General features: G+C 66.8%; 23 protein-coding genes. 12 read left to right on the plus strand and 11 right to left on the minus strand.

The annotated features are described in order from the left end of the window. Nucleotides 1–19: 19 nt before the first annotated feature. Nucleotides 20–787 (minus strand): 2-hydroxycyclohexanecarboxyl-CoA dehydrogenase, encoded by a 768-nt coding sequence (gene badH / locus AC1Z3O_RS29385; RefSeq protein ID WP_483519985.1) that lies wholly within the window; start codon nt 785–787, stop codon nt 20–22. Nucleotides 788–921: 134 nt separating this feature from the next. On the opposite strand from badH, the gene AC1Z3O_RS29390 reads away from it, so the two are divergent. From AC1Z3O_RS29390 to AC1Z3O_RS29405, 4 genes are all read left to right on the plus strand, one after another. Further along, a complete protein-coding gene (locus AC1Z3O_RS29390; RefSeq protein WP_483519987.1) occupies nt 922–1,467 on the plus strand; it encodes a MarR family winged helix-turn-helix transcriptional regulator in 546 nt (181 codons plus the stop codon). Nucleotides 1,468–1,847: 380 nt separating this feature from the next. Beyond that, nucleotides 1,848–2,180: a hypothetical protein gene (locus tag AC1Z3O_RS29395; protein WP_483519989.1), complete on the plus strand. Its 333-nt coding sequence runs from the start codon at nt 1,848–1,850 to the stop codon at nt 2,178–2,180. Then, nucleotides 2,177–3,085, plus strand: coding sequence for a hypothetical protein (locus AC1Z3O_RS29400; RefSeq protein ID WP_483519991.1), 909 nt, complete (start codon nt 2,177–2,179; stop codon nt 3,083–3,085). Before AC1Z3O_RS29395 ends, AC1Z3O_RS29400 begins: the two co-directional genes overlap by 4 nt. 153 nt (nt 3,086–3,238) lie before the next feature. Then, nucleotides 3,239–4,756, plus strand: a complete 1,518-nt coding sequence (locus AC1Z3O_RS29405; RefSeq protein WP_483519993.1) for an MFS transporter — start codon at nt 3,239–3,241, stop codon at nt 4,754–4,756. A 463-nt stretch (nt 4,757–5,219) separates the two neighbouring features. Here AC1Z3O_RS29405 and boxA read toward each other — a convergent pair whose 3' ends face one another. The 4 genes from boxA to AC1Z3O_RS29425 form a co-directional block, all read right to left on the minus strand. Next, nucleotides 5,220–6,500, minus strand: a complete 1,281-nt coding sequence (boxA, locus tag AC1Z3O_RS29410) for a benzoyl-CoA 2,3-epoxidase subunit BoxA (protein ID WP_483519995.1) — start codon at nt 6,498–6,500, stop codon at nt 5,220–5,222. 104 nt (nt 6,501–6,604) lie between these two features. Beyond that, nucleotides 6,605–8,032, minus strand: coding sequence for a benzoyl-CoA 2,3-epoxidase subunit BoxB (boxB, locus tag AC1Z3O_RS29415; RefSeq protein ID WP_483519997.1), 1,428 nt, complete (start codon nt 8,030–8,032; stop codon nt 6,605–6,607). Nucleotides 8,033–8,141: 109 nt separating this feature from the next. Continuing rightward, nucleotides 8,142–9,800, minus strand: a complete 1,659-nt coding sequence (boxC, locus tag AC1Z3O_RS29420; protein WP_483519999.1) for a 2,3-epoxybenzoyl-CoA dihydrolase — start codon at nt 9,798–9,800, stop codon at nt 8,142–8,144. Nucleotides 9,801–9,918: 118 nt separating this feature from the next. Then, nucleotides 9,919–10,968 (minus strand): helix-turn-helix transcriptional regulator, encoded by a 1,050-nt coding sequence (locus tag AC1Z3O_RS29425; RefSeq protein WP_483520000.1) that lies wholly within the window; start codon nt 10,966–10,968, stop codon nt 9,919–9,921. A gap of 88 nt (nt 10,969–11,056) precedes the next feature. Here AC1Z3O_RS29425 and AC1Z3O_RS29430 point away from each other — a divergent pair, with 88 nt between their 5' ends. The 4 genes from AC1Z3O_RS29430 to AC1Z3O_RS29445 all read left to right on the plus strand — a co-directional run bounded on the left by AC1Z3O_RS29430 (nt 11,057) and on the right by AC1Z3O_RS29445 (nt 16,229). Further along, nucleotides 11,057–11,524, plus strand: a complete 468-nt coding sequence (locus AC1Z3O_RS29430; protein WP_483520002.1) for a DUF4863 family protein — start codon at nt 11,057–11,059, stop codon at nt 11,522–11,524. An 11-nt stretch (nt 11,525–11,535) separates the two neighbouring features. Further along, complete coding sequence (locus tag AC1Z3O_RS29435; protein WP_483520004.1) at nt 11,536–13,080, plus strand: 3,4-dehydroadipyl-CoA semialdehyde dehydrogenase; 1,545 nt, start codon at nt 11,536–11,538, stop codon at nt 13,078–13,080. Between the two features lie 54 nt (nt 13,081–13,134). Further along, nucleotides 13,135–14,706 carry a benzoate-CoA ligase family protein gene (locus tag AC1Z3O_RS29440; RefSeq protein ID WP_483520006.1) on the plus strand — a complete coding sequence of 524 codons (1,572 nt, stop codon included), beginning with the start codon at nt 13,135–13,137 and terminating at the stop codon, nt 14,704–14,706. 161 nt (nt 14,707–14,867) lie between these two features. Then, on the plus strand, nt 14,868–16,229 hold the full coding sequence (locus AC1Z3O_RS29445) for an MFS transporter (RefSeq protein ID WP_483520008.1): 1,362 nt from the start codon (nt 14,868–14,870) through the stop codon (nt 16,227–16,229). Nucleotides 16,230–16,597: 368 nt separating this feature from the next. Here AC1Z3O_RS29445 and AC1Z3O_RS29450 read toward each other — a convergent pair whose 3' ends face one another. Next, nucleotides 16,598–17,056 (minus strand): Lrp/AsnC family transcriptional regulator, encoded by a 459-nt coding sequence (locus AC1Z3O_RS29450; RefSeq protein ID WP_483520010.1) that lies wholly within the window; start codon nt 17,054–17,056, stop codon nt 16,598–16,600. A gap of 311 nt (nt 17,057–17,367) precedes the next feature. Between AC1Z3O_RS29450 and bcaP the strand changes: the two genes are divergently transcribed. Continuing rightward, nucleotides 17,368–18,756, plus strand: coding sequence for a branched-chain amino acid transporter BcaP (gene bcaP / locus AC1Z3O_RS29455; protein WP_483520012.1), 1,389 nt, complete (start codon nt 17,368–17,370; stop codon nt 18,754–18,756). 61 nt (nt 18,757–18,817) lie between these two features. After that, a complete protein-coding gene (locus AC1Z3O_RS29460) occupies nt 18,818–20,071 on the plus strand; it encodes a MalY/PatB family protein (protein ID WP_483520014.1) in 1,254 nt (417 codons plus the stop codon). A 268-nt stretch (nt 20,072–20,339) separates the two neighbouring features. Here the strand turns inward: AC1Z3O_RS29460 and AC1Z3O_RS29465 are convergent, their stop codons facing one another. Together AC1Z3O_RS29465 and AC1Z3O_RS29470 are read right to left on the minus strand one after the other, a co-directional pair. Next, a complete protein-coding gene (locus AC1Z3O_RS29465) occupies nt 20,340–21,185 on the minus strand; it encodes a helix-turn-helix domain-containing protein (RefSeq protein WP_483520016.1) in 846 nt (281 codons plus the stop codon). A 37-nt stretch (nt 21,186–21,222) separates the two neighbouring features. After that, nucleotides 21,223–21,780: a carboxymuconolactone decarboxylase family protein gene (locus AC1Z3O_RS29470; RefSeq protein WP_483520018.1), complete on the minus strand. Its 558-nt coding sequence runs from the start codon at nt 21,778–21,780 to the stop codon at nt 21,223–21,225. A 352-nt stretch (nt 21,781–22,132) separates the two neighbouring features. Here AC1Z3O_RS29470 and dinB point away from each other — a divergent pair, with 352 nt between their 5' ends. Beyond that, complete coding sequence (gene dinB / locus AC1Z3O_RS29475; RefSeq protein WP_483520020.1) at nt 22,133–23,308, plus strand: DNA polymerase IV; 1,176 nt, start codon at nt 22,133–22,135, stop codon at nt 23,306–23,308. Between the two features lie 89 nt (nt 23,309–23,397). On the opposite strand, the gene AC1Z3O_RS29480 is transcribed toward dinB, so the two are convergent. After that, a complete protein-coding gene (locus AC1Z3O_RS29480) occupies nt 23,398–24,360 on the minus strand; it encodes a LysR family transcriptional regulator (protein ID WP_483520021.1) in 963 nt (320 codons plus the stop codon). Between the two features lie 124 nt (nt 24,361–24,484). On the opposite strand from AC1Z3O_RS29480, the gene AC1Z3O_RS29485 reads away from it, so the two are divergent. Continuing rightward, nucleotides 24,485–25,417: a DMT family transporter gene (locus AC1Z3O_RS29485; RefSeq protein WP_483520022.1), complete on the plus strand. Its 933-nt coding sequence runs from the start codon at nt 24,485–24,487 to the stop codon at nt 25,415–25,417. Between the two features lie 167 nt (nt 25,418–25,584). Here the strand turns inward: AC1Z3O_RS29485 and AC1Z3O_RS29490 are convergent, their stop codons facing one another. Beyond that, entirely contained in the window at nt 25,585–25,872 is a 288-nt protein-coding gene (locus AC1Z3O_RS29490; protein WP_483520023.1) for a DUF1840 domain-containing protein, read from the minus strand. Between the two features lie 305 nt (nt 25,873–26,177). Next, a complete protein-coding gene (locus tag AC1Z3O_RS29495; RefSeq protein WP_483520024.1) occupies nt 26,178–26,606 on the minus strand; it encodes a MarR family winged helix-turn-helix transcriptional regulator in 429 nt (142 codons plus the stop codon). Nucleotides 26,607–26,674 lie beyond the last annotated feature (68 nt).

The raw sequence follows: 26,674 nt of genomic DNA on the forward strand, positions 1-26,674 counted from the left end.
GTTCGGGCAGCTGCGGCGCTCAGCCGTTCATGGTCAGCCCGCCAGACACGCTGAGCACCTGGCCGGTGATATAGGCGGCGTCTTCGCTGGCGAAGAAGACGATGGCGCCGGGCAGGTCCTCGGGCTGGCCGATGCGGCCCAGCGGAATGGAACGGGTGAAGGCCTCGATCAGCTTGTCGGGATTGCCCGCGCCCTGCTTGTACTCGGCGAACAGCGCGGTGTCGGTCGGCCCCGGGCAGACCACGTTGACGGTGATGCCATGGCGGGCATGCTCGCGCGCGATGGTCTTGGAGAAGGCCACCAGCCCGCCCTTGCAGGCCGCGTAGACGGCCTCGCCGGAAGAACCGACGCGGGCCGCGTCCGAGGCGATGTTGACGATGCGGCCGCGCTTGCGCTCGACCATGCCGGGCAGTACGGCGTGGTGCATATTCAGCGCACCGGTCAGGTTCACGGCGATCAGCCGCTCCCACTGCGCCGGCTCGGTCTTGACGAAGGGACGGAACACGTCCCAGCCGGCGTTGTTGACCAGCACATCGACCGGGCCCAGCTTGTCCTGCACCTGGGCCACGGCAGCGTCCACGCTGGCGCGGTCGGTGATGTCGCAGCCGATGGCCTCCGCGCGACCCCCGTCGTCGCGGATCTGCGCGGCCACGCGTTGCGCTGCGGCGGGATCCAGGTCGAGCACGGCAACGGCTGCGCCTTCGCGCGCGAAACGGCGGCTGGTGGCGCCGCCGATGCCGCCGCCACCACCGGTGACGATCACGGTCTTTCCTTCTAGATTGCGCACAATGTCCTCCTTGGGGATGGGCGGTGGTATCGTGCGGCTGAGGCGTTGCCGCCGCACGACATATAAGTCAATATATTTACCTATATTAGATCCTGCCCAGGACAAGCACAAGCACGTACGCGTGCCTTCGACCTATGGTTAACCCGGAATCAAGTGACGAATTCAGCCGTGAATCACGCAGTGAGATGGCCAATCGGCTGTTCTTCCGCCTTTATCAATGCGCAAACATGTTGCATAAGACAGGTACGCGCGCCGTGGAAGAGGAAGGACTGACGACGCAGCAGTGGGCCGTGCTGGGGGCGCTGTCGCGCCCGCAGGTGCCAGACGGCATGAGCGTGGGCGATCTGGCGCGCTACCTGATGGTGAGCCGGCAGAACCTGTCCGGCCTGGTCGGCCGCATGGAGCGCGACGGCCACCTGCAGGCGGCGCCCGACGGGCGCGACCGCCGTTCGCGCCGCATCTCCATGACCGCGTCGGGCCGCGAGGTCTGGCTCGAGCGCGCGCAGCCGAAGATCCGCGACTATTACGAGCGCGCCCTGGCCGGCTTTTCGGGTGCCGACCTGACCCATACACTGCACTACCTGCTTAAGTTGCTTGACAACATGAAACAGCTCGAATCGGAGGCGGAAGGCGAGCCGGAGGACGCCACCGCCGCGGAACAAGAAGCCGATCGGGAATAAGGGAGGGAATGCGTGCCGTTCAAACGGATGCCGACGTGCACGATCTGGGCACGCACCAGCTTGCGTCCTGCGCGAAGCCAACCATCACCCTCTCGACATTTCGGAAGCTGTCGCTGGTGCCGGCGTACTCGCGCGACAGGCGCTGCCGCGATGACGGGATATTCGCGCGGCATGCCCACCCGCGCGAGATAGGCGAACATGATCTGGTTGCCGCTGTCGCTGCTTGCGCCTGTGCGGCGGCGCACTATGCTGGAAAGGCATTGCCGCACGATTCCCCCCCCCCGGATTCACCGGCCAATGTGCCGCCCAATGTGCCTGCCTGGAAACCATTCCGACAGGCGGAACAGTGGGCCTGTGACTGTCAACCGGACTCCTAGATCATGTCGAAAAAGCTCGCATTCCTTCTGACATGCCTGGCGCTTGGAAGCATCGGGACCGCGCATGCCCAGACGACCCAGAAGCAACCGGATCCCTACACCAGCGGTGCGGAAGGCACTACCGGCACCAGCGACCCCTACTCGCAGGGCGCGCGCGTTGGCGACAAGTTTGACCCGTACTCGCAGGGCATGAACCAATCCACCCAGCAGAACCTGAATCCAAACGCGCCGCTCGACCCGAACAACCCGGGTGGGCCTACCCTCAATCGCGACTACCCCTTCGACTCGTCGACCGGCACGCTCCACCGTCGCAACCCGTACTTCGAGGGCTCATGACAGCACCCCAGCCTCCCCGCCGCCGCCTGAGTGCCGCGGCGGGCCGTCGCCGCGCGGCATTCCGGCTCGCCTTCCTCGCCACCAGCCTGGCGGCACTGACACCGGACGGATGGGCGGATGAAGCGCCGCCGCCAACCGTTGCGGCGGCGTCCCTGGCACACCGCGCCGACGATGCCTGCCGCACGGTCTGGTTCCGCGACGGCGCCAAGGTGCAGATGGAGGCCGATGGCGCGATGCCCATGTCGCGCCACACGGTGCAGCAGCGCCCCAACGCCAGTGGCAATGCCTGCTCCGTGCTGCTCCAGTTCCATTCCAAGACGGCACTGGCGGCCCTGATGGGCCCGCCCGTCGTCACCGACCAGCAGTACGCCGTCGTCATCGTGCCGCCGCAGGATGGTACGCCCGGCAAAATCGAAGGCGGCGCCGTCGTCGACGCCAGCGGGCGCTACGCGCGCCTGCACGGCGCTACCCACAGCATCGGCACGGGCGTGTTCGACTACGCCAATCAGGACCTGCGAGAGGGCACGGTGCTCGGCGGCGAATCGGTCTCGTCGCGCGTCAAGCTCACCATCCTTGAGCGCGAATCCGGCACTGAAGTGGGCACGCTCGAGGCGCCTCAGGCCACCATCAAGGTAGCGTCGCGCAGCGTAGGCAAGCGCCAGATCATCGACACCGCGCTGGGCAGCATGGACTGTGTGCCGATCCGCTACGACCGCGAGACCAATATCGGCCCGCTGGAAGTCGCCGGCGAGGCGATACCGACCCAGCCTACCGTCATGCATGTCGTCGACTGGTATTGCCCGACCCAGGGCTTCGTGATGCGGTCCGACGTCGAGGAGAACGGCAAGGTCCAGCGCATCGACACCACGTCGATCGAAGCACTGGACACCGTCGACACGCCCTGAGCACGGCGCGGCCAATCGGTTCCTCATTGAAGCCGTAGCGGGCGCCGCCATCCGGACCGGGATGCTTGACGCCGGGCCGGTGCTCGCACAATCATTGTCGAAGCGCCGCAGGAATTCAGCGGCAGGCCACGTTCATCCGAGTCCAGGGGCACCATGAAGCAAGGCACGGTCATGCTGAAGGCGCACCCCGACCTGTCTGCCGTGCAGGTGCATCTGTTCGGGCTGGCACTCGGCTGCGCAACCGGCGTGGACTTCGTCGCCTCGTCGATGATGGGCGTGGCGGGCACGCACATCCGTGCCGGCGTCTTCGCTTCCCCCGAGGATTTCCTCTGGAGCCTGACCTCCTACGCGGCGGCCGCGGTGGTGGCCAACCTGGTGCTGCGGCGAATCGCGGAAGACATCAGCTACCGCGGCTACACGCTGGTGAGCCTGGTGGTCGCCGCCGCCGGCGCCCTGCTGTGCGCGCTCTGCGGAACGCCGCTGGAACTCAGCCTGGCGCGCGCCGTGCAGGGCCTGGGCGCGGGCGGCCTGTTCTCGGCCTCGCGCATCATCATCCAGCTCGCGGCCGAGCGCGAGGAGCGCCGCCCCCTCTTCCTCGGCTTCAACGTAGGCGCCCTGGGCATGCCGGCGCTTGCCCCCTGGGTCACGGCACAGCTCGTGCAGAACACCGACTGGCGCATGATCTTCCTGCTGCAGGCGGCGCTGGCCATGGCAACCTTCGTCTTCGTGCTGGCGGCCTACCCCCGGCGCATGCGCACCACGCTGCTGCCCTGGCAGCTCGATGTGGGCAAGCTCGACTGGCTGACGGTGATCCTGCTCGGCGCCGGCGCGCTGATCCTGCTGCACGGGCTGGGCGATCTGCGCTTCTACGAATTCGCCAATTCGCCCAGCGTGGCGCTGACACCGCTGGTCGGCCTCGCCTGCGTCGCCGCTGTCTTCGTTCACCAGCACCGGCACCCCGATCCCTGGCTCAACCCGCGCCTGCTGCTGGGCCGGCGCTATATCGCCGGCCTGTCCTTCTATGCGCTCTACTACTTTCTCAGCGGGCTGTGGGGCTATGTCGTCCCGACCACGCTGCAAGCGGGGCTGGACTTCACCTTCCAGACCACCGGTGCGGTGCTGTCGACGACCGGGCTGGCCGGCTTCGGCGCGGCGGTGCTCTTCACCTTCGGCGGGCCCAAGCTGACCGGGCAGCGGCGCTATATCGCGCTGGGCTACCTGATGTTCGCTGCGGCCGCCTGGCTGCTGTCGCAGCGCTTGATGTCGGGCGCATCGATCGGCGTGCTGCTGCCGGCGCTGACGCTGCAAAGCCTGACGGTGCCCTTCGTGCTGATGCTGGTGGCCGGCCTGACATACGCCGACCTCAGCGTCGACAGTTTCGCCCACGCCTACCAGTTCAAGAACATCGTGCGCCAGGTCGCCACTGCCGGCGGCACCGGTGTGGCCAGCCTGTGGCTGCAGTACGGCGAGGTGATGGCGCGCACCCAGCTGGTGGGGAATATCACGCCCTTCGGCTTTCCCGAAGGGCTCGACCAGTCCGCGCTGCTGCGGCTGTCGCGGCAGATCGACCAGCAGGCGCAACTGATCGCGTCCAGCAATCTGTTTGCGCTGCTGGCGGCCGCCTGCGTGGTGATCGCGCTGGTGGCGGTGGTGCAGCGGGCGCTGCGGTGAATCGTGGGGGGCTTGCGAAAGGCGACGTGCTGGACAACACCGTTGGCTTCGTCTTTGCATTGGCGTGCTGGATCACACCGATGGCTTCGTCTATGCGTGGCGCCTTGCTAAACCACCCCTCACCCCGGCCCTCTCCCCATGAGGGGAGAGGGGGTCAAGACGCTATGCTTGGCCAACGGTGCTGGTGCATCCTGTCGGCTTCGGCAAGCGCGCTGGGTTTCGCCTCGCGCCGGTTCGCTCCCCTCTCCCGCTTGCGGGAGAGGGGCTGGGGGTGAGGGCGGGCACTTGCGAACGGCGGCGTGCTGGACCACACCGACGGCTTCGTCTGTATGTGGCGCCTTGCTAGACCACCCCTCTCCCCAGCCCTCGCCCCATGAGGGGAGAGGGAGCCAAGACACAATGCTTGGCCCACGGTGTTGGTGCACCCTGTCGGCTTCGACTGACGCGAACCGCTTCGCGCCGCTCAGTACGTCTCCAGATGCAGCCGCCCTTCTGCCTTCAGCGCCGCCGCGATCGTGTCCCAATCCAGCCCGGCCTGCCGCGCCACGTCGCGAAGCGCCAGCACTACGCCCTCTTCCATGCTCTTCAGCCCGCACACATAGAAGTAGCTGTCCGGATCGGCCAGCAGCATCGCCAGGTCGGCCGCGCGCTCGCGCATGGCGTCCTGCACATAGCGCCGCGGCTGTTCCGGCGTGCGGGAGAAGGCGAAATTGATGTCGATGAAATCCTTGGGCAGGTTCTGCAGCGGACCGAAATAGGGCAGCTCTTCCTTCGTGCGCGCGCCGAAGAACAGCATCAGCTTGCCGCCTTCAAACTTGCCGCTCTTGCGCAGGCGCCGGCGCCATTCGGTCATGGCGCGCATGGGGGCGCTGCCGGTGCCGGTGCAGATCATCACGATGTGCGAGCGCGGGTGGTTGGGCATCAGGAAGCTCGCACCGAACGGCCCGATCACCTCGACCTTGTCGCCGACCTGCAGGTCGCACATATAGTTGGAGGCCACGCCGCGCACCGGATTGCCCTGGTAATCGGACAGCACGCGCTTGATCGTCAGCGAGAGGTTGTTGTAGCCGGGCCGTTCGCCGTTGCGGGCGCTGGCGATCGAGTACTGGCGCGCATGGTGCGGGCGGCCCTGCTCGTCCACGCCGGGCGGCACGATGCCGATGGACTGCCCTTCCAGCACCGGAAAGGGCATGGCGCCGAAGTCCAGCACGATGTGGTGGGTGTCGTATTCGCGGCCGACCTCGGTGACGCGCGCATTGCCGACCACGGTGGCGGTGACCGACTTGCGCTCGGCCTTGGGACCGTAGACGTTGGTGAAGGCGCGCGCAGCCGACCACGGCGGCATGGTGGCGCCGTAGCGCGCACTGTTGAAGGCCTCCTGGCCGACCGTGGCGACCGCCGGCTCGCTCAGCGCGGGCTCGAGCATGGCCGGCGCGCCGGGCACCACGCCCTGCTCGGCCAGTTGCTGTTCAGTCAGCGCGACCGGCAGCTCGTCCCAGCCCAGCTGCTCGTCGACGCCATAGGGCCGGGCGCGCGGCACCACGCGCCAGTTGTCGATCGAACCGGTCGGGCATGGCGAGATGCAGGCCATGCAGAAATTGCACTTGTCGGCATCGACCACGTAGTTGCGTGAATCATGCGTGATCGCGTTCACCGGGCAGGTGGCTTCGCAGGTGTTGCAGCGAATGCAGATCTCGGGGTCGATCAGATGCTGCTTGATGACTTGAGTGTCGGCCATGTCCATGGCGTTCTCCTGGCGGTGAGCGTCCCTCGGATGCGGGGGCGTTATTTCTGGGCGGGCGCCGTGGCGGCGCCCGCCGTGTCTCCGTGGTGTCTCGGACTGCCCGCTCAGTTAAAGCGCACGTATTCGAAGTCCACCGGTTGGCGGTTGATGCCCATCACCGGAGGCGCGATCCAGTTGGCGAACTTGCCCGGCTCCACCACGCGGCCCATCAGGCTGGCCACGAAGGCGCGGTCTTCCGGGGTCGGCAGCCACTGGGGCGCATTGGCCGCCCACTCGGCGTCGGAGATCACGCGGCCGTCCGGCGACACCTTGACGCCGGACAGCGCGCCGATATTGCGGTGGAAAGCCTTGTGCGGCACCTTGAGGCGGAAAGGAATGCCGGCCTTGTCGATGACCTTGTTCCAGCGCTCCACGCCGGCCATGCTGTCCTTGATGTAGTCGTCGCGCAGCACTTCGTTGAGCGCGTTGAGCATCGGCACTTCCTTCTCGATCAGCTGACCGCCCACGGCCTGCAGCACCTTGTAGCTGTCGCCCTTGAGCAGGTGGTCGTCGGCGCGCTTGCCTTCCTCGTAGCGGCCCTTCAGACCCGTGCTGTAGAAGGTGGCGGCATTGGACGACTCATCGGCGCCGAACAGGTCGATGGTGACGCTGTAGTGGAAGTTCAGGTAGCGCTGGATGGTCGGCAGGTCAATCACGCCGGCGGCGCGCAGCTTGCCCGGGTCGTCGGTCTTCAGCTCGTTCATCACCTGGCAGGTGCGCTGGATCACGCGCGACACGCCCGACTCGCCAACGAACATATGGTGCGCTTCCTCGGTCAGCATGAACTTGGTGGTGCGTGCCAGCGGGTCGAAGGCGCTCTCGGCCAGCGCGCACAGCTGGAACTTGCCGTCGCGGTCGGTAAAGTAGGTGAACATGAAGAAGGACAGCCAGTCGGGCGTCTTCTCGTTGAAGGCCTGCAGGATGCGCGGGTTGTCCTGCTCGCCGCTGCGGCGCTCGAGCAGGGCCTCGCCCTCCTCGCGGCCGTCGCGGCCGAAGTACTTGTGCAGCAGGTAGACCATGGCCCACAGGTGGCGCCCTTCTTCCACATTGACCTGGAACAGGTTGCGCAGGTCGTACATGCTGGGCGCGGTCAGGCCCAGGTGGCGCTGCTGCTCGACCGAGGCCGGCTCGGTGTCGCCCTGGGTGACGATGATACGGCGCAGGTTGGCGCGGTACTCGCCCGGCACGTCCTGCCAGGCATCCTCGCCCTTGTGGTCGCCGAAATGGATCTTGCGGCCGGCCTCGGCCGGGTTCAGGAAGATGCCCCAGCGGTAGTCCGGCATCTTGACGTGGCCGAAGTGGGCCCAGCCCTGCGGATCGACGCTGATGGCCGTGCGCAGGTAGACGTCGAAACCGTGCGAGCCGTCCGGGCCCATGTCGTTCCACCAGCTCAGGTAGTTGGGCTGCCACTGCTCCAGCGCGCGCTGCAGCGTGCGGTCCTCGCTGAGGTTGACGTTGTTGGGGATCTTGTCGCTGTAGTTGATACCGGACATCGTTGTCTCCGTCGCTGTCTTGCTTCCGGGTGGATGGGATTCGCCTGCCGCGCGCCACGCGGATTCGCGCGGCAGGACGATGCTGGGGTAAGCCTTCGGTGCGTGCCGCTCAGACCCGGTTCCAGTCGAAGGCGGCCTTGTCGCCCTTGCCGTAGACCTTGAGCGCGCCCTTCTCGCCCACGGCGTTGGGCCGCTGGAAGATCCAGTTCTGCCAGGCGGTCAGGCGGCCGAAGATGCGGGTGAACATGTTTTCCTGGCCGTTGAAGCGCAGGTTGGCCTCCATGCCGGTCAGCGCGTCGGGCGACATCGACACCCGCTCCTCCACCGCGATGCGCACTTCGTCGGCCCAGTCGATGTCGTCCGGATTGGAGGTAGCCAGGCCGAGCGCGAAGGCGGCGTCAGCATCGAGCGGCTGGCCCGCCTTGGCGCGCACGGCGTCGAGCGCGGGCGCCTCGTCGTAGAAGCGGCGGCCCAGCCGGCTCTGGCCGGTGGCCATCGGATACAGGCCGAAGTTGGTCTCGCCCACGGTGGTCTTCGGCGCGCGCGCCTCGTCGTCGGGCAGGGCCAGGTGATAGATGCGGTCGCAGGCCAGCGCCAGTTCCAGGAAGGTGCCGGCGAAGCAGGAGCCCGGCTCGACCAGCGCGAACAGGCTGCGCGAGGACACGTCCAGGCGGGACAGCGCGCGCCGCAGCAGGCCGATGGTCTCGCGCACCAGCCAGTGGTCCTGGTGCGCCAGCAGCGTGGCGTCGACGTCGAGCACGGCGGCGGCGTCGCCCTCGGTCTTGATGAGCCAGGTGCCGATGTCGAGCTCGTTGGTGCGCATCGACAGGATGGCATCGTCCAGCTCGCGCGCCAGCTGCAGCGGATACCAGCCGGCGCCGGCCTCGGCGATGGCCTGCGGCGTGGCGGGCTGCGCGCCGGACGGGGCGCGCACGGTGAAGGTGGCGGTGCGCCCAGCGCGGTCGATCGCTACGCTGACGTATTGATAGTGCAGCGCGTCGGCCTCGATGGTGCGCGCCAGCGGCGTCAGCGCCACGCCGCGCGCGTCGGCCGGGCGGTCGCTGCCGGCCGCCAGGTCCAGCGCGCGCTCCTGCACCTTCTGCGCGAATACGGCGGGCTTGGCGATATCGTCGACCAGGCGCCAGTCCTTGGCGCGCTGGCCGCGCACGCCTTCCGTGGTGGTGCAGAAGATGTCGGCCAGGTCGTGGCGCACGTGACGCTTGTCGGTGACGCGGGTCAGGCCGCCGGTGCCCGGCAGCACGCCCAGCAGCGGCACCTCGGGCAGGCTGACGGCGGAGGAGCGGTCGTCCACCAGCAGGATCTCGTCGCAGGCCAGCGCCAGCTCGTAGCCGCCGCCCGCGCAGGCGCCGTTGACCGCGGCCAGGAACTTGAGGCCGCTGTACTTCGAGGAGTCCTCGATGCCGTTGCGGGTCTCGTTGGTGAACTTGCAGAAGTTGACCTTCCAGGCATGGCTGCTGACACCGAGCATGAAGATGTTGGCGCCCGAGCAGAACACCTTGTCCTTGGCGCTGGTCACCACCACGCTGCGCACCTCGGGGTGCTCGAAGCGGATGCGGTTCAGCGCGTCGTTCAGCTCGATGTCCACGCCCAGGTCATAGCTGTTGAGCTTGAGCTTATAGCCAGGACGCAGGCCGGCGTTCTCGTCGATGTCGACCGACAGGGTGGCGACCGGGCCGTCGAACTTCAGCTTCAGGTGGCGGTACTGGGTCGGATCGGTCTGGTAGTCGACGCGGGGGGCGGTGCTCATGTTCGTTGTCTCCTCAGCTATAACGCAGAATAGTGCATTCGTTGCGGTTCGGTAAAAGCACTATAGTGCATGCATCGAATCCAGGTCAAGAACTATCTTGCGTGTTCCACGCACGCACTCACAGCGGCAGCTGCAATGCGGTGCGCACGACCTCCCGCAGCGACAGGAAGGTCGGCTGGAGCGGCTGGGCGCTGGTGTCCAGGCAGAACTCCGCCTTGGAATAGAAAGCGGCGCGACCGACCAGGATCTGCCGCAGGTCCTGCATCGCCTCGCGGCTGGCGGCCATCGGCCGCAGGTCGCCCTGGGCACGCACGCGATTCATATGGTCTTCCGGCGTGGCCTGCAGCCAGACGGTGGTGCAGTGCGCCAGCAGCAGGTTGAAGGTGGCCGGGTCGGACACTAACCCGCCCGGTGTGGCGATGACGGCCTCCGGGTGGATCTGGATCGCCTCCTCCAGCGCCCGCCGCTCGTAACGGCGGTAGGCGTTCATGCCGTACAAACTCTGGATTTCCGAGATGCTGCAGCCGGCGAACTGCTCGATCTCGCTGCTCAGTTCGACGAAGGGACAGCCCAGGTCCTCGGCCAGCATGGCACCCAGCGTGGACTTGCCGGCACCGCGCAGGCCGATCAGGGCCACGCGCGGGCTGCGCGCGGCCTGTCCGACACCCTGGCCGCCGTTCTGCCCGCCGGTGCCCAGCATCTCGCCCACCGCGATGCGCACGCGCCGCAGCGTGGCCTCGTCGCGGTGCTCCAGCAGTTCGCGGAGCAGCAGCCACTCGGGGCTCGACGTCGTCACATCGCCGAGCAGTTCTGCCAGCGCGCATTGCAGCGCGCCCGCCACCTGCTGCAGCACCAGGACGGAAGCATTGCCCTCGCCATATTCCAGATTGGCCAGGTGCCGCTCGGATACGCCCGCGGCAGCGGCCACCGCCTTGCGGGTCAGGCCGCGCCGCGCGCGCAGCTGGCGCACACGCTCGCCCAACGCCACCAGCAGCGGGCTGCGCGCCTCGCCTGCCGCATTCGGCCGCGAGCGCTGTCCGGACGGGCGGGAAGCCGCAGACACGGCGATACCGGGCGGCTCCGGCGGGGTTGCCAGCGGAGTTGCCAGCGGAGTTGCCAGCGGAGTTGCCAGCGTTAACCCCGACCCATGCAATATAGTGCTTGACATGATTTTCACGCGGCTCTATGTTTCGTCCATGCACAATAATGCATGAATCGCCGGCACGCAAGCCGGCCATGCCAGACGGAGCCCCCGCATGTCCCCTACCGAATTTCGCGAGCAGATCGCGCGGCTCACCGCGCAAATCGCCGACCGCCCGCTGGATGCCGCGCTCGATGCCTGGCTGAACGCAGAGCACGGTGCCGGCAGCGCCACCTACCGTGAACTGAAGGCCGCCTGCGAAGCCGGCGTCACCGCCGGCTGGCTGTGCGACCGCGAAGGCGGCGGCATCCGCTACGGGCGCATCTTCAAGCCCGCGGAGGACCTGTACGGTTTCTCGGTCGATGTGGTCGACATGCAGGACATCGCCGGCCCCCACCATGTCCACCCCAAGGGCGAGATCGACCTGATCATGCCCCTCGAGGGCGAGGCCCGTTTCGACGGCCGTCCCGCCGGCTGGCTGGTGTGCCCGCCGGGCAGCGCGCACCGCCCCACCGTCAGCGGCGGCCGCGCGCTGGTGCTCTACCTGCTGCCCGAAGGGCGCATCGACTTCACGCGCCAGTAAAGGAGCCGCACATGAGCGAACTGCTACCCAACCATCTCGGCGACCGCTGGCAGCCCGGCAGCGGCGCCGGCACGGCACTGATCGATCCCGTACTGGGCACGGAGCTGGCGCGCGTGGACTCGGGCGGCCTCGACCTCGCCGCCGGCTTCGGCTTTGCGCGCGAACAAGGCGGCGCCGCGCTGCGCGCGCTGAGCTATCGCGAGCGCGCCGGCCTGCTCGGTGCCATCGTCAAGGTGCTGCAGGCCAACCGCGACGCCTATTACGAGATCGCCACCGCCAACAGCGGCACGGTGGCGAGCGACTCGGCGGTCGACATCGACGGCGGCATCTTCACGCTCGGCACCTATGCGCGGCTGGGCGAAACGCTGGGCGAGCGGCACTACCTGCTCGACGGCGAGGCCGCGCGGCTGGGCAAGGACCCGCTGTTCCAGTCGCAGCACCTGCTGGTGCCCACGCGCGGCGTGGCACTTTGCATCAATGCCTTCAACTTCCCCAGCTGGGGCTTGTGGGAGAAGGCCGCGCCGGCGCTGCTGTCGGGCGTGCCGGTAATCGTCAAACCCGCCACCGCCACCGCCTGGCTGACCCAGCGCATGGTGCGCGATGTGATCGAGGCGGGCGTGCTGCCGCCCGGGGCGCTCTCGGTGGTGTGCGGCAGCGCGGCCGGACTGCTGGACCAGTTGCAACCCTTCGACGTGCTGTCCTTCACCGGCTCCGCCGACACCGCCGCGCTGATCCGCTCGCATGCGGCGGTAAGCCGGCATTCGGTGCGCGTCAACATCGAGGCCGACAGCATCAACTCGGCGCTGCTGCTGCCGGGCGAGGGGCCGGACAGCGAAGCCTTCGCGCTGCTGGCCAAGGAGGTGGCGCGCGAGATGACGGTGAAATCAGGGCAGAAGTGCACCGCCATCCGCCGTGTGTTCGTGCCCGAGGCGCTCTACGACGCCGCCGCCGCGGCCATCGGCGCGCGCCTGGCAAAGGTCACGGTGGGCAATCCGCGCCATGCCGAGGTGCGCATGGGCGCCCTCGTCAGCCGCGCCCAGCTCGACGCCGTGCGCTCGGGCCTGGCCCGCCTGCGCGAGGCCGCGGACGTGCTGCACGACGGCGCGGACCGCCCGCTCATCGACGCCGATCCGGCCGTGGCCTGCTGCGTCGGCCCCACCCTGCTCGGCACGCGCGACGCCGACGGCGCCGCGCTGGTCCACGACACCGAGGTATTTGGCCCGGTCGCCACCCTGCTGCCCTACCGTGACACCGCCCACGCGATGGCGCTGGCACGGCGCGGCCAAGGTTCGCTGGTGGCCTCGCTGTACGGCAGCGACGCCGCCGTGCTGGCCGACGGCGCCGCTGCGCTGGCCGACAGCCACGGCCGCGTGCATGTGGTCTCGCCCGATGTGGGCCAGCTGCATACCGGCCACGGCAACGTGATGCCGCAATCGCTGCATGGCGGGCCCGGCCGCGCCGGCGGCGGCGAGGAACTGGGCGGCCTGCGCGCGCTCGGCTTCTATCACCGCCGCAGCGCCATCCAGGCCAGCACCGGCGTGCTCGAACGGCTCTAAGACCGGCGCACGCCTGCCAGGCAGATACCAAGACATTCCGATGGGGAGACAAGCATGACAGCCCAACCGCAGGTCCAGCCGCCGGGGACCGCCTTCAACTTCGCCCACCACCTGCTGGCGCGCAATGCGGCGCGTGCCAGCAAGACCGCCTATGTCGACGACGACGGCTCGCTCAGCTACGGCGCGCTGGACGATCGCGTGCGCCGGCTGGCCGCAGCCCTGCTCGCCGCGGGCGTGCACCGCGAGGAGCGCGTGCTGCTGCTGATGCACGACTGCAGCGACTGGCCGGTCTGCTTCCTCGGCGCCATGTACGCGGGCATCGTGCCGGTGGCGGTCAATACCCTGCTGACCGCCGACGACTACGCCTATATGCTGCGCCACAGCCGCGCCCAGGCCGTGCTGGTGTCGGCGGCGCTACTGCCCGCGCTGCAGCAGGCCATGGCGCAGGGCGGTACCGAGGTGAAAGCGGTCATCGTGTCACGCGGCACGGCGCCGGACAGGCCCGGCTTCACCACGCTCGACACCCTGCTGGCCTCCCATGAAGCGCTGCCGGCCCCGGCCGCCACCGGGCCGGACGACCCCGGCTTCTGGCTGTACTCCTCCGGCTCCACCGGCCGTCCCAAGGCCGCGGTGCACAGTCACGGCAATCCCTACTGGACCGCCGAGCTCTATGGCGGCCCGGTGCTGGGCCTGCGCGAGCAGGACGTATGCTTCTCTGCCGCCAAGCTCTACTTCGCCTACGGCCTGGGCAACGCACTGACCTTTCCGCTGAGTGCCGGCGCCACCGTGGTGCTGATGGCCGACCGCCCCACGCCCGAGGCCACCATCCGGCGCTGGCTGGACCATCAGCCCACCATGTTCTTCGGCGCGCCGACCGGCTACGCGGGCCTGCTGGCCTCGCCGCATCTGCCGGCGCGCGCCGATGTCTCGCTGCGCCTGTGCTCATCCGCAGGCGAGGCGCTGCCAAGCGAGATCGGCGAACGCTTCACCGCCCACTTCGGCTGCGAGATCATCGACGGCATCGGCTCCACCGAGATGCTGCACATCTTCCTGTCGAACCGGCCGGGACGCGTGCGCTACGGCACCACCGGCTGGCCGGTGCCCGGCTACACCATCGAGCTGCGCGGCGAGGACGGCGGCCCGGTGCCCGACGGCGAGGTGGGCGACCTCTATATCCGGGGGCCCAGCGCCGCGCTGATGTACTGGTGCGACCGCGAGAAATCGCGCGACACCTTTCGCGGCGAGTGGACCAAGAGCGGCGACAAGTACCTGCACAACGCCGACGGCACCTACAGCTACGCCGGGCGCAGCGACGACATGCTCAAGGTCAGCGGCATCTATGTCTCGCCCTTCGAAGTGGAAGCCACGCTGATCCAGCACCCCGCGGTGCTGGAGGCGGCCGTCATCGGCGTGCAGGATGCCGATGGCCTGACCCGGGCCAAGGCCTATGTGGTGCTCAAGCCCGGCGCCTCGGCCGGCGACGCCGAACTCAAGGCCTTCGTCAAGGAACGGCTCGCACCCTACAAGTACCCGCGCCTGATCGAGTTCGTTGACGGCCTGCCCAAGACGGCCACCGGCAAGATCCAGCGCTTCAAGCTGCGCGAGCTGGACGCCGCCGGCCGCTGAGCCGGACCGGTCCCGACCTTCCCCCCGGCGCGTGCAGCCACCCCGGCCGCGCCCGCCCTTCCCATGCCCGCTTCGCCACCGGCAGGGGACTGGCTTGCCCGGCCCCCCCGCCGAACCACAAAAAAACACAACAAAACACAAGACAAGGAAGGAGACAACAGATGCGCAACATCGATGTACAACGGCTGGCCGACGAGGCCCGCTTCAACCGCTTCCACGGCCTGGTGCTGTTCTGGTGCGCGCTGATCATCATCTTCGACGGCTATGACCTGGCCGTGGCCGGCATCGCGCTGCCGTCGATCATGAAGGAGATGGGCGTGTCGCCCACCGGCGGCGGTTTCATGGTCAGCTCGGCGCTGTTCGGCATGATGTTCGGCGCCATCTTCCTCGGCACCATCGCGGATCGCATCGGCCGGCGCCGTGCCATCGCCATCTGCATCGCGCTGTTCAGCGTCTTCACCGCCGCGGCCGGACTGGCCGGCGATCCGGTCAGCTTCAGCGTCACGCGCTTCCTGGCCGGGCTGGGCATCGGCGGCGTGATGCCCAATGTGGTGGCGCAAATGACAGAATACTCGCCGCGCCGCATCCGCGGCACCATGGTCACGCTGATGTTCAGCGGGTATTCGGTGGGCGGCATGCTCGCCGCCATCCTCGGCAAGGGACTGATCGAAAGCTACGGCTGGCAGTCGGTCTTTCTCGCCGCCGGGGTGCCCGTGCTGCTGCTCCCGCTGATCTTCCGCTCGTTGCCGGAATCGCTGGCCTACCTGGCGCGCAGCGGCCGCAACGAGGCGTTGCGTGACATCGCCGTGCGCCTGTCGCCGTCGTATCGTCCCGAGCCGGGCGACCGCTTCACGCTGCCGGCGGCCGAACGCGCCGACGGCGCGCCGATCGGCAGCCTGTTCCGCGACGGCCGCGGCTTCAGCACCGTGATGCTGTGGATTGCCTTCTTTATGTGCCTGTTCATGGTCTATGCGCTCAGCTCCTGGCTGGCCAAGCTGATGGCAAGCGCCGGCTACAGCCTGGGCTCCGCGCTGACCTTCGTGCTGGTGCTGAACTTCGGCGCCATGCTGGGCGCGATCGGCGGCGGCTGGCTGGCTGATCGCTTCAATATCAAGCATGTGCTGATCGCCATGTACGGACTGGCCGCGGTCTCCATCACGCTGCTCGGCTTCAACGTCCCCACCGCCCTGCTCTATGTGCTGGTGGCGCTCGCCGGGGCCTCCACCATCGGCACCCAGATCGTGACCTATGCCTATGCCGGCCAGTACTACCCGATGGCCGTGCGCGGCACCGGCATCGGCTGGGCCTCGGGTGTCGGCCGCAGCGGCGCCATCCTCGCCCCCATCGTGATCGGCGTGCTGGTGAGCCTGTCGCTGCCGCTGCAGCAGAACTTCATCGCCATCGCCATTCCCGCCGTGATCGCCATGCTCGCGATCGCCATGATCGACCACCGGCGCTGCGCCGCGGTGGAGGCTGGCTATCCGGCAGGGGCCGCTGCACAGGCCGGCAGCAGCGGGGGCTGAGCGCGGCTAGGTCGATGCGGCCCGCGCGCCTCGCTGCGGCATGCCTTCGGCAGGACGGGCCGCGCGCGTGCCGGCGGCGGTCCCCGGCGGCAGCAAACCCGCTTTGAGGAACCGGAATTCGTGAGACTGCATTTTCGGAGGAATCAATGACTTAGCAGTCAATTCGGCCAGCGCTCGCCCGCACTAAAACCGGAATTGGCGAGACTGCCCTGACTTGAAGCGCGAATTCGTTTGACTGCTCCTCACTCGTTGCTCACTGGCTCCTTTCGACCTACCCATTGCAGCCCGCTGACGCCGTTCCGCGTCAAGGTCCGCTCTTGGTGTTCAGCGGACTCGTATTCGTGTGCGTTGGTGGACAGGCTCCGACCTCATAGCGGGAGGCTCGTCGAGCGCTTGATCTCCTTCAATGAAAAGCCCGTGTACATCTCCTTGATATTGCCGAGGGTGCGGATCCGGTGCATCGCAAGCTGATGGAATGCCTCCATATCCCGCACGACGACCTGAAGCAGATAGTCGTACTTGCCGGATACATTGTGGCAAGCCACCACATTTGGCAGCGCCATCACCCCAGACTCGAACGCACGCATGGCTTTCTCCGAGTGACTGTCGAGCATGATATTGATGAAGGCAAAGAGGCCAAGCCCAAGTTCCTGCTGATTCAGCGTCGCGTGGTAACCCTGGATCACATGCTCTTCCAGCCGCTTCAGTCTCTTCCAGCAGGCGGGTGCCGATAAGCCAACCTTCTCCGCGATTTCCGCGTTGGCCAGTCGGCCATCGACTTGCAGCAACTCCAGGATCTTCCTGTCCGTATCGTCCAGATCTCTCACTTCCACTCCTCTCCGTTGCCCCACGGCATTGCGACGAGCGCATCCGGTGCGCCTAGAGCCTATTCAGTCACTGTCTCGGGGCTGGCTCGCGTTCAGTGTTGACTGGTTAATTATATTCACCGAGAGCGCAAAATAACTTATCCGCGTGAAATCTTCTTAACTGCACTATCGACGATCATTAACCACGCGGGAGCGGACGAGTGAGGGTCGTGCCGCAGTTCGCGGCGTCTGGATTGCGTCTGTGAATGCCTGAACGGCTGGGCCCCAGAAACGGGTCCTTGCGATCTACATAGAAGAACTGGAGACGACGGATGAGTTTGTTTAGAACCAAGGATCTCGCGACGATGGTTGCCGCGAGTCAGGCACCGCACGGCCTGAAGAAAGTGCTTGGCCCATTCGATCTGATCCTGATGGGGATCGGAGCGATCGTCGGCACCGGCATCTTCGTATTGACTGGCACCGGCGCGCTGACCGCCGGACCGGCGTTGACCGTGTCGTTCGTCATCGCCGCCCTGGCCTGCGGATTTGCGGCCCTGTGCTATGCGGAATTCGCGTCATCGGTGCCGGTTGCCGGCTCGATCTACACCTACAGCTATGCCACGATGGGCGAGCTGGTCGCGTGGATGATTGGATGGGACCTGATGCTCGAGTATGGGCTTGCGAGTTCCGCGGTGTCGGTGGGTTGGTCAGGCTACTTCCAGTCGCTCATCGGCGGTTTTGGCCTGCATCTGCCCGCCGCGCTGTCAGCGGCGCCGGGCGCCATTCCCGGCGTCCAGACATGGTTCAACCTTCCGGCGTTCCTCGTCATGGTGGTGTTGACCGCACTGCTGTCGTTCGGCGTGCGCGAATCGGCCCGGCTCAACAACGTGATGGTCGGATTGAAGGTCGGCGTCGTGTTGCTGTTCATTCTGGTCGGTGTACGCCATGTTCAACCGGTGAACTGGCATCCGTTCACGCCCTTCGGCTATTCGGGCGTGTTCAGTGCAGCGGCACTCGTGTTTTTCGCGTTCATCGGATTCGACGCGGTCACGTCCGCCGCCGAGGAGGTGAAACGGCCGGCACGCGATCTGCCGATCGGCATCATCGGATCGCTGGCCGTCTGCGCGGTGTTGTATGTCGTGGTATCGGCCATCATGACCGGCATTGTTCCATACCAGAAGTTCCTCGGCGTCGACCACCCGGTGTCGCTTGCACTGCAATACGCGGGCGAGAACTGGGTTGCGGGCTTTGTCGATCTCGGCGCGATTCTCGGCATGACCACCGTCATTCTCGTGATGACCTATGGGCAAACGCGCATCGTCTTCGCGATGTCGCGCGACGGCCTTTTGCCGAAGAGACTGTCGAGCGTTCATTCGAGTCTCGGCACGCCGTTTTTCGCGACCTGGATCGTCGGGATCCTGTTTGGTCTGGTTGCGGCCGTGGTTCCGCTCAACGTGCTGACCGAACTCATCAACATCGGGACGTTGGCGGCGTTCAGCCTGATTTCCGTCGCCGTCATCATCCTGCGAAAAACCCGCCCCGATCTGCCGCGCGCCTTCCGCTGCCCGGCCGTGCCGCTGGTGCCTCTGCTTGCGATCGCGTTCTGCATCACGCTGACCGTGTTCCTTCAAGCCACGACCTGGATCGCGTTTCTGGTCTGGCTCGCGATCGGGCTCGTCGTGTATTTCACGTACGCACGGCAACGGTCGCTCCTCAACTGACTCCGGGACATCGCACGGGGTATCGGCCCGGGCGGCCTTTTTATTGAAGGACTGAACGCATATGAGTTACGACTTTGATCGCTTGATTTCTCGCCGCGGCACCAATGCCTTGGCGGAGGACGGCTTCGAAAACTATCTGTTCGGCGCCGATGCGCCCGCGCCCGCGCTCGATGTGCCGAGAGAAGAATTGATCTCCATGTGGGTGGCGGACATGCAGTTCGCCGCGCCGGATGCGGCAATCGACGCGATCGCCGAGCGCCTGAAGCACCCGGTCTTCGGTTACACGATGAACTTCGACGATCAGCTCTATCAGGCTTTCCATTCCTGGTGTGTCGAGCGATACGGCTGGCGTTTCGCCCGGGAGGAGATGCTGGTCGCGCTGGGCGTCATACCGGCGCTCTTCGGGCTCGTCGAATATGTCTGCCAGCCCGGCGACAAAGTGCTTAGCCTGACGCCGGCCTATGGATACTTCAAGCATGCGACGGTTCAGCGCGATCGGGAATTCGTGACGTCGCGCCTGCTCGCCTCCGAGGATAGCGGCTACACGATCGACTTCGACGACTTCGAGGCGAAAGTCCGCGATCCGGCCGTGAAGCTCTTTTTCCTTTGCCATCCGCACAACCCGACCGGCAGGACCTGGACGGATGACGAACTGCGCCGAATGGGTGAGCTCTGCATTGCCAACGGCGTCAAGATCGTTTCCGACGAGATCCATTGCGATCTGCTCAGAACCGGAAGCCGGCACACGCCGTTGGCCAAGTTGTTCCCGGGCAGCCGGGACATTATCACCTGCATGGCCGTCAGCAAGACTTTCAACCTGGCGGGGATGATGATCGCGACTGTGATCGTCCCGGATCCGGCATTGCGCTCGGAATGGAAACGGCGGCACTACCCCTTCGTGAACCCGCTCAGCCTCTCGGCTGCCATTGGCGCGTATCGGAACGGCGCGCCGTGGCTGGACGAGTTGCGCTCGTATCTCGACGGCAACTTCGCGTGGACCCAACGGTTTCTGAAAGAGCACTTGCCCAAGGCCAAGTTCCGCATTCCGGATGCGACCTATCTCGCATGGGTCGACCTGCGGGCCTATTTCGACGAGTCGGTCAACCTCACCCGATTCTTCCTTGAAAAGGCCGACGTCATCCTCGAGGGCGGCGAGATGTTCGTCGAGAACGGCAATTGCCGAGTCCGACTCAATCTGGCATGCCCACGAGCGCAGGTACAGCGGTCGCTGGAAAGGATACGCGATGCGATCGTTGGCTTCCACGAAGGCCGGACCATCGATAGTAATGGTCACCCCCTCAACCAACTTTCGTAACAGAGGGAAACTCATGAACCTATCAATGGCCGCACTCAGATGCATAGCCGACGTTTGAACGATTAGGCGACTGACACCTAATGGTCGGGAAGCGACCTCGGTCCGCCATTACCCGGTCGCCTTTTACCGACCTTTTTCTGTCACTCGATCCTGGCCCAATTGAATGGCGGTTTCCGAACGGCGATGCGACGCCAGAAGGACTGCGGAGCTGCGGGCCGGTCCGACTGACTGAGTCCGACCGGGGTGCAAGTGGGCATCGGCCAGGGGTTCAGTGATGTCTTGAATGCACGGCGAGCAACTGCCGGTGGCGTGCTTCGGTTTCGTCATCGGCGGGGAACATGCATTCCAGCCGTAGTTCCTGTGCCACAACGCTCTGCGGTGCGCCTACGATCGTGACCATCGAGAAATATCGAAGCACGACTCCCTCGCAGACGAATCCCATCGGAATGACAGGCATCGTGGGCGCGGCGGACTGTCCATGACTCTTCTTCCAGTCGCGGGGCACGTCTGGATAGGCAAGCAGTTCTTCGAGCAGGTGCCTGGTGCCGGCGTCGACCATGTGACCAACCGATTCTCGATACACGCGTTGCAGCAAGCTTCGCGAGACCGTGTCCCAATCGGCCACGAATGGACGCATCCCCTGCGGATCGAAGATCAGATGCAGCATGTTGCGCGGACCTTCGCGCGAGGCCATGTCGATGAAACAGTCGAAGAAGCGCGGCGCCGCGTCGTTGGTCATCAGAACGTTCCAGTGGCGATCCATGACGATTGCCGGAAACGGCTCATGCTGACGAATGAGCCGTTCGAGCGCGTGGATGACACTATGCATCTCCTGCGCGTTCCACGGCGCCTCTGAATACACGGGCGCGTAGCCGGCGGCGAGCAGCAGGGCATTGCGCTCGCGCAGCGGCACGTCAAGGGTCTGTGCGAGTGTCAGCAGGGTTTCCCGGCCCGGCACGCTGCGCCCGCTTTCGATGAAGCTGATCTGACGCTGCGAGACGCCGGCCTCGAGCGACAGATCGAGCTGACTCACGCCACGCGCGTCGCGCCAATAGCGCAGCAAGTCACCGAGTTCGCTCGGCGGCGCTTTTGGATCGGGACTGGTGGCGTTCATCGGATTCCCCTAGTCTGGGTGGATGAATGGAGAGGACTCAGGGAGCGGGCGCATGCCAGGCAAAATCCTCGAACTGCACTTCGAGCGGCGGCTGGGTTACGCTGCTGGTGTAGTTCGTGATCGTCGATGCGGCAACCACCGCAATGACCTCGAGGATCTGCTCAGCGCTGAACCCCGCTTCCAGGAAGCGTATCTGTTCCGATTCGGCCAGGCGGCCGCGCTTTTCGATCAGCGTGCGCGCCAATGCTGATAGCGCGGCCAGTCCGGCGTCATCGGGCAAGACGCCCTGCCGCATCGCGTCAACATCGGCGGCATGCACGCCCGCCTTCAACGCAAGCGCCGTGTGAAACGCGACCGGCCATTCGCTGGCGTTCGTGACGGCGTTGGTCAGCAGCACCGTCTGAATCTGCGGCTCGGTCAGACTGCTCGCATGCACGCGCTCGAACAGGCCGATGAAACCGTTGATCTGCACCGGCGATCCGGCCATCTTGGCCGCGATGTTCGGGATCAGCCCGAATGCCTGTTGCAGTTTCTGGAGTACGGGCTTGGATTGCGCAGGAGCGGTTTCGATCGTGTACACGGGATAGCTGGACATGGTATCTCCTTGGCGGTGCGCGCTACCGGAATGGAAGCGCGATAGCCGAAGAGTAGAAACGGGCGTTCCTTGTGCCAATTACATCGGATGTAATCAACGCTGCGAAGCATGGCCCATGGAGTCGTCGTGCAAGACGACCGAAAATCCAGCCGTGTGCAGTCCAGCCAATTCTGGTTCCTCGCACCCGCAGGACGCATCGTCCTACATCGTCCTACATCGTCCTACATCGTCCTATCGTCCGGCTCGGAGAATTCCCATATACTGTATATTCATACAGTCAGGCGTGCCGGCCGCGAGCGGCGGTACGCCGCCATGAACCGATCTCCGCCGCCGCCTCGCCAGCCCTGCTGCCATGCCACCCGCCACCCGCCGCATCGCCCACCTGGACATGGACGCTTTCTATGCGTCGGTGGAACTGCTGCGCTACCCGGAACTGCGCGGCCAGCCGGTGGTAATTGGCGGCGGGCGCAATGCCATACCGCAGGTGCTGGAAGACGGCACCCGACGCTTTGCCCGGCTGCGCGACTACGTGGGCCGCGGCGTCGTCACCACCTCCACCTACGAGGCGCGCGCCTTCGGTGTGTTCTCCGCCATGGGCATGATGAAGGCGGCCCAGCTCGCCCCCGACGCCATCCTGCTGCCGACCGATTTCGAGTCCTACCGCCACTACTCGCGGCTGTTCAAGGCCGCGGTGGCGCGCTTCACCACCCAGATCGAGGACCGCGGCATCGATGAGATCTACATCGACCTGACGGAGGTGCCCGGCGAGGCGGCCGACATCGCCGCGCGCATCAAGCAGGCGGTGCGCGAGGCCACCAGCCTGAGCTGCTCGATCTGCGTCGCCCCCAACAAGCTGCTGGCCAAGATCGGCTCGGAACTGGACAAGCCGGACGGGCTCACGCTGCTGGGCATGGAAGACGTGCCGCTGCGCATCTGGCCGCTGCCGGTGCGCAAGGTCAACGGCATCGGGCCCAAGGCCACGGAGAAGCTGGCGACGCTGGGCATCGTCACGGTGGGCGACCTGGCGCGCGCCGACCTCGGCCTGCTGCAAGAGCATTTCGGCCGCAGCTACACGGCCTGGCTGGCGCAGACGGCGCAGGGCCATGACGAGCGGCCGGTGGTGGTCAGCTCCGAGCCCAAGTCGATCAGCCGCGAGACCACCTTCGAGCGCGACCTGCATCCGCGCCATGACCGGCCCCTGCTGACCGAGGAATTCACCGGGCTGTGCCTGCGCGTGGCGGACGATCTGCGGCGCAAGGGATACGTCGGCCGCACCATCGGCATCAAGCTGCGCTACGACGATTTCCGCACCGTGACGCGAGACCTGACGCTGCCCGAGCCATCGGCGGATGGCGCCACCATCCGGCGCGCCGCCACCGAATGCCTGCGCCGCGTGCCGCTGGACCGCCGGCTGCGGCTGCTGGGTGTGCGCGTCAGCGCGCTGCTGCCGGCCGAAGAGGCGAGCGAGGCCACGCTGCCGGTGCAGGGCGAACTGCCCTTCGGGCCGCCCGATACCGCTTCCTCCTAGCCCGACCCGCCGCCGCACGAGGCATTCCGCTCGGTCCGCTACGAATCGCGTGACCGTTGGCGCGCGCCGCCGCTGCGGAGCGACCTGGTTCAGTCCGCGCCCCGCAGTCGTGCGTCCAGGTAATCGATCAGCGCCCTGACCTTGGGCGGCAGGAAGCGGTTGGGCGGATACAGCAGCCAGATCGCGCCGACGTAGGCGCGCGCCTCCAGCGCCCAGTCAGCCAGCACGCGTACCACGTCGCCGCGCCGCAATGCCTGCGCAGCGGCGAAATCCGGCAGGCTGGCAATGCCCAGGCCCTGTTGCGCCGCCTCCAGCCGCGCGCCCGCGTGGTTGGCGATGTAGCGCCCGCGCACCGCTACCGTCTCGGACTGCGCATCGGCGCCGCGTCCACCCTGCCGCGCTCCGCCGGCGGCCACGCTCCGGCGGAAGCGCCAGCGGTTGTCGTCGGCAGTCTCGCCCAGGAACAGGCAGTCGTGGCCCGCGAGCTCGCGCGGATGCCGGGGCGTGCCGCGCGCCTCCAGGTAAGCCTGTGACGCGCACAGCACCCACTCCACCTGGCCCACCCTGCGGCCGGCGAGGCCGGGCGGCGGGTGGTCGGTCAGGCGGATCACCAGATCGAGGTCATAGTCCAGCGGATCCACCTCGGCGTCGGTAAAGACGAGGTGCACGTCCACCTCCGGATACGCGGCCAGGAAGTCCGGCACCAGCGGATGGATCACCGTCTTGGCGAAGGCCGTGGGCGCGCTCAGGCTGACCCGGCCCGCCGGCCGCGCCGCCAGCGCGCCGGCGGCGTCCACCGCACCGGTGGCGGCACTGAGCAGGTCGCGGCAATGGCGGTAGACCTGCTCGCCCGACGCCGTCACGCGCACCTTGCGCGTGGAACGCTCCAGCAGCCTGGTGGCCAGGGCTTCTTCCAGCCGCTTGATCTGCCGGCTGACCGTCGAGGGGGTGCTGCCGAGCTGGCGCGCGGCCAGCGAGAAGTTGCCCGCATCGACCACGCGGGCGAACACGGCCATGTCCGGCAACAGGGTGAACAACTCAGTTGGATTCATGGCGGGACGCGGGTGGCGGTCTATTTATGCAATGGTGGCACAGATCATGTGCACATGGACGCGATTATCGCCGCCAGCGCAATGCACGACAATGCTCTCCCGCCCCCTCACTTTCCAGTCCGCCATGCCCAGCCGACCGCACGCCACCCTCTTGCCCGACCTGATGCTGCTCGCCGTTGCCGTGGTCTGGGGCAGCAGCTATGGCGTGGTCAAGCAAGCCCTCATCGTCTACCCGGTGCTCGGCCTGCTGGCGCTGCGCTTCGGCATCACCTTCACGCTGCTGTTGCCGGCGCTGCGCCACCTGCGCCATTGCGACATCCGCACGCTGGCCGCCATGGTGGCCACAGGCGGGCTGCTGCTCGCCATCTTCCTGTGCGAAACCTTCGGCGTGCAGCTGACGCAGGCTTCCCACGCCGCCTTCCTGATCAGCCTGTGCGTGGTACTGACTCCGTTCGCGGAGTGGGCGCTGCTGCGCCGGCGACCGTCACCCATGGAGTGGACCGCGGTCGTGCTGTCGCTGGCAGGTGCGTGGCTGCTGACCGGCGGCGTGCTGCGCTTCCAGGCCGGCGACGCGCTGATCCTGGCGGCAGCGGCCCTGCGTGCGCTGATCGTCTGCGTGACCAAGCGTCTGATGCTGGCGCGCGCCTCCCGCCCCGCGCTGCCCGCACTGACGCTGACCGCCGTGCAGGCCGGCGTGGTCGCGCTGGGCAGCGCCGCCGCGGCGCTGCTGTTCGCGCCCGGCCAGTGGCAGGCCCTGCCCTCACCCGCCGGGCATGCGGGCTTCTGGACCAGCGTGTTGTACCTGGTCCTCGCCTGCACGCTGTTCGCCTTCTTCGCGCAGAACTATGCCATCCGCCGCAGCAGCGCCACGCGTGTGGCACTGCTGATGGGCAGCGAGCCGGCCTTCGGCGCCCTGTTCGCCTGCCTCTGGCTGGGCGAACGCATCACCGCCGCGGGATGGGCCGGCGGCGCGCTGATCGTGCTCGCCTCTCTGCTGGCGACGGTTCGCTGGCGGCCCGCTGAGAGCGGTAGCCTGACGCAGGCCTCGCAGGCGTGAAGGGCGCAAGCGGGCTGGCGCCCCGGCAGGGCGACGCTGCCTGCCGAGACGCCCACGGCCTTGAGGTGCCTATGCGAAATCCCCTTCCGAAGCGGCCGGCGGATTGCGGGGAAGACAACAACGCGCTGGCGCGTGCAGGCGCCAGGCGACCCGCTCGAGGTTGATGGTCAGAAGCCCCACATCACGTCGGCATGCTGGCGACGGGCTTCGCGCAGCAGGTCGAGAAACGGGTAGACGCGCCTTCGCTGCATCGCGTGGACGGGATCGCCGCTGACACCGTTCGCAACGGCCGGCGCGACTGCGGCTTCTAGCCGGCCGATCGCCGCAGGCAGTTCCTCGGAGGTAATGACGCCGCGCTCGCCGATGCGCTTGCCGATGATGCCCAGCAGATATTGGGCAAGGTCCCTCAGCATCGTGAGATCCTGCGCCGCGGACGAATGAAATCTAACAAGCATGGTGGTCTCCCAAAGAAAAGGACATCGGCAGCTATGGCAGCATCCTGTCCACGGCTTGCCTGCCCCACGTGAACCCTGCCTGCTCGGCCTCGGTCCGCGTGGCGAAGCGGTGGCCCGTATCGGGGTGCCAGAGCAAGGGCGAATCACCTCCCTTCCTCAGGTCGACTTGCACGGCCCACACCGGCGGCCGCAAGTCCCCGACACAATCGCAGCGGACCCTGACAATGAATCCGCGGTACTGCACCCAGTGCTCATTCAATCCGTCTCGCATCTGCTGCTCCTTCTGCTCCCTCTGCCCCTGCCATTCACTCCCGCTCCGCCCAGGCGGCACGGAAGGCACTGCTGAATACGTCCAGTTCCCGCCGGTGCTGGGCCGCCAGCCGCATCAGGCAATGCTCGCCCGCCGCCAGCAGGTGCACCTGAACCTGCCGGTGATCCACCTCGCCTGGACAGCGCCGCACCAGCCCCACGGCCTCGCAGCGCGACACCAGGGCCGCCACGCCATTCGGCGCAGCCTGCAGCCGCTCGGCGAGTTCTCCGATCGTGGCCCATTCGCGGCCTCGGAACCCCTTGATATGCAGCAGCAACTGGTACTGCAGCGGCGTGATGCCCTCCGCGCGCGCGGCGGCTTCGGAGAACCGCAGGAAACAGCGCAGCCGATAGCGAAACGCGGACAAGGCCTCCAGCTCCCCCTTGCTCACCGCTTCCTGTGCGCTGCGCGCTCTGCGCTCCATGTCAGCCTCCGATGGACAGCGTGGCCATTGCGCTATCCCGATGCCTCGCAATGATGAGGCCGTCAACT

It is taken from the genome of Cupriavidus sp. 09_S30 (genome assembly GCF_056930435.1).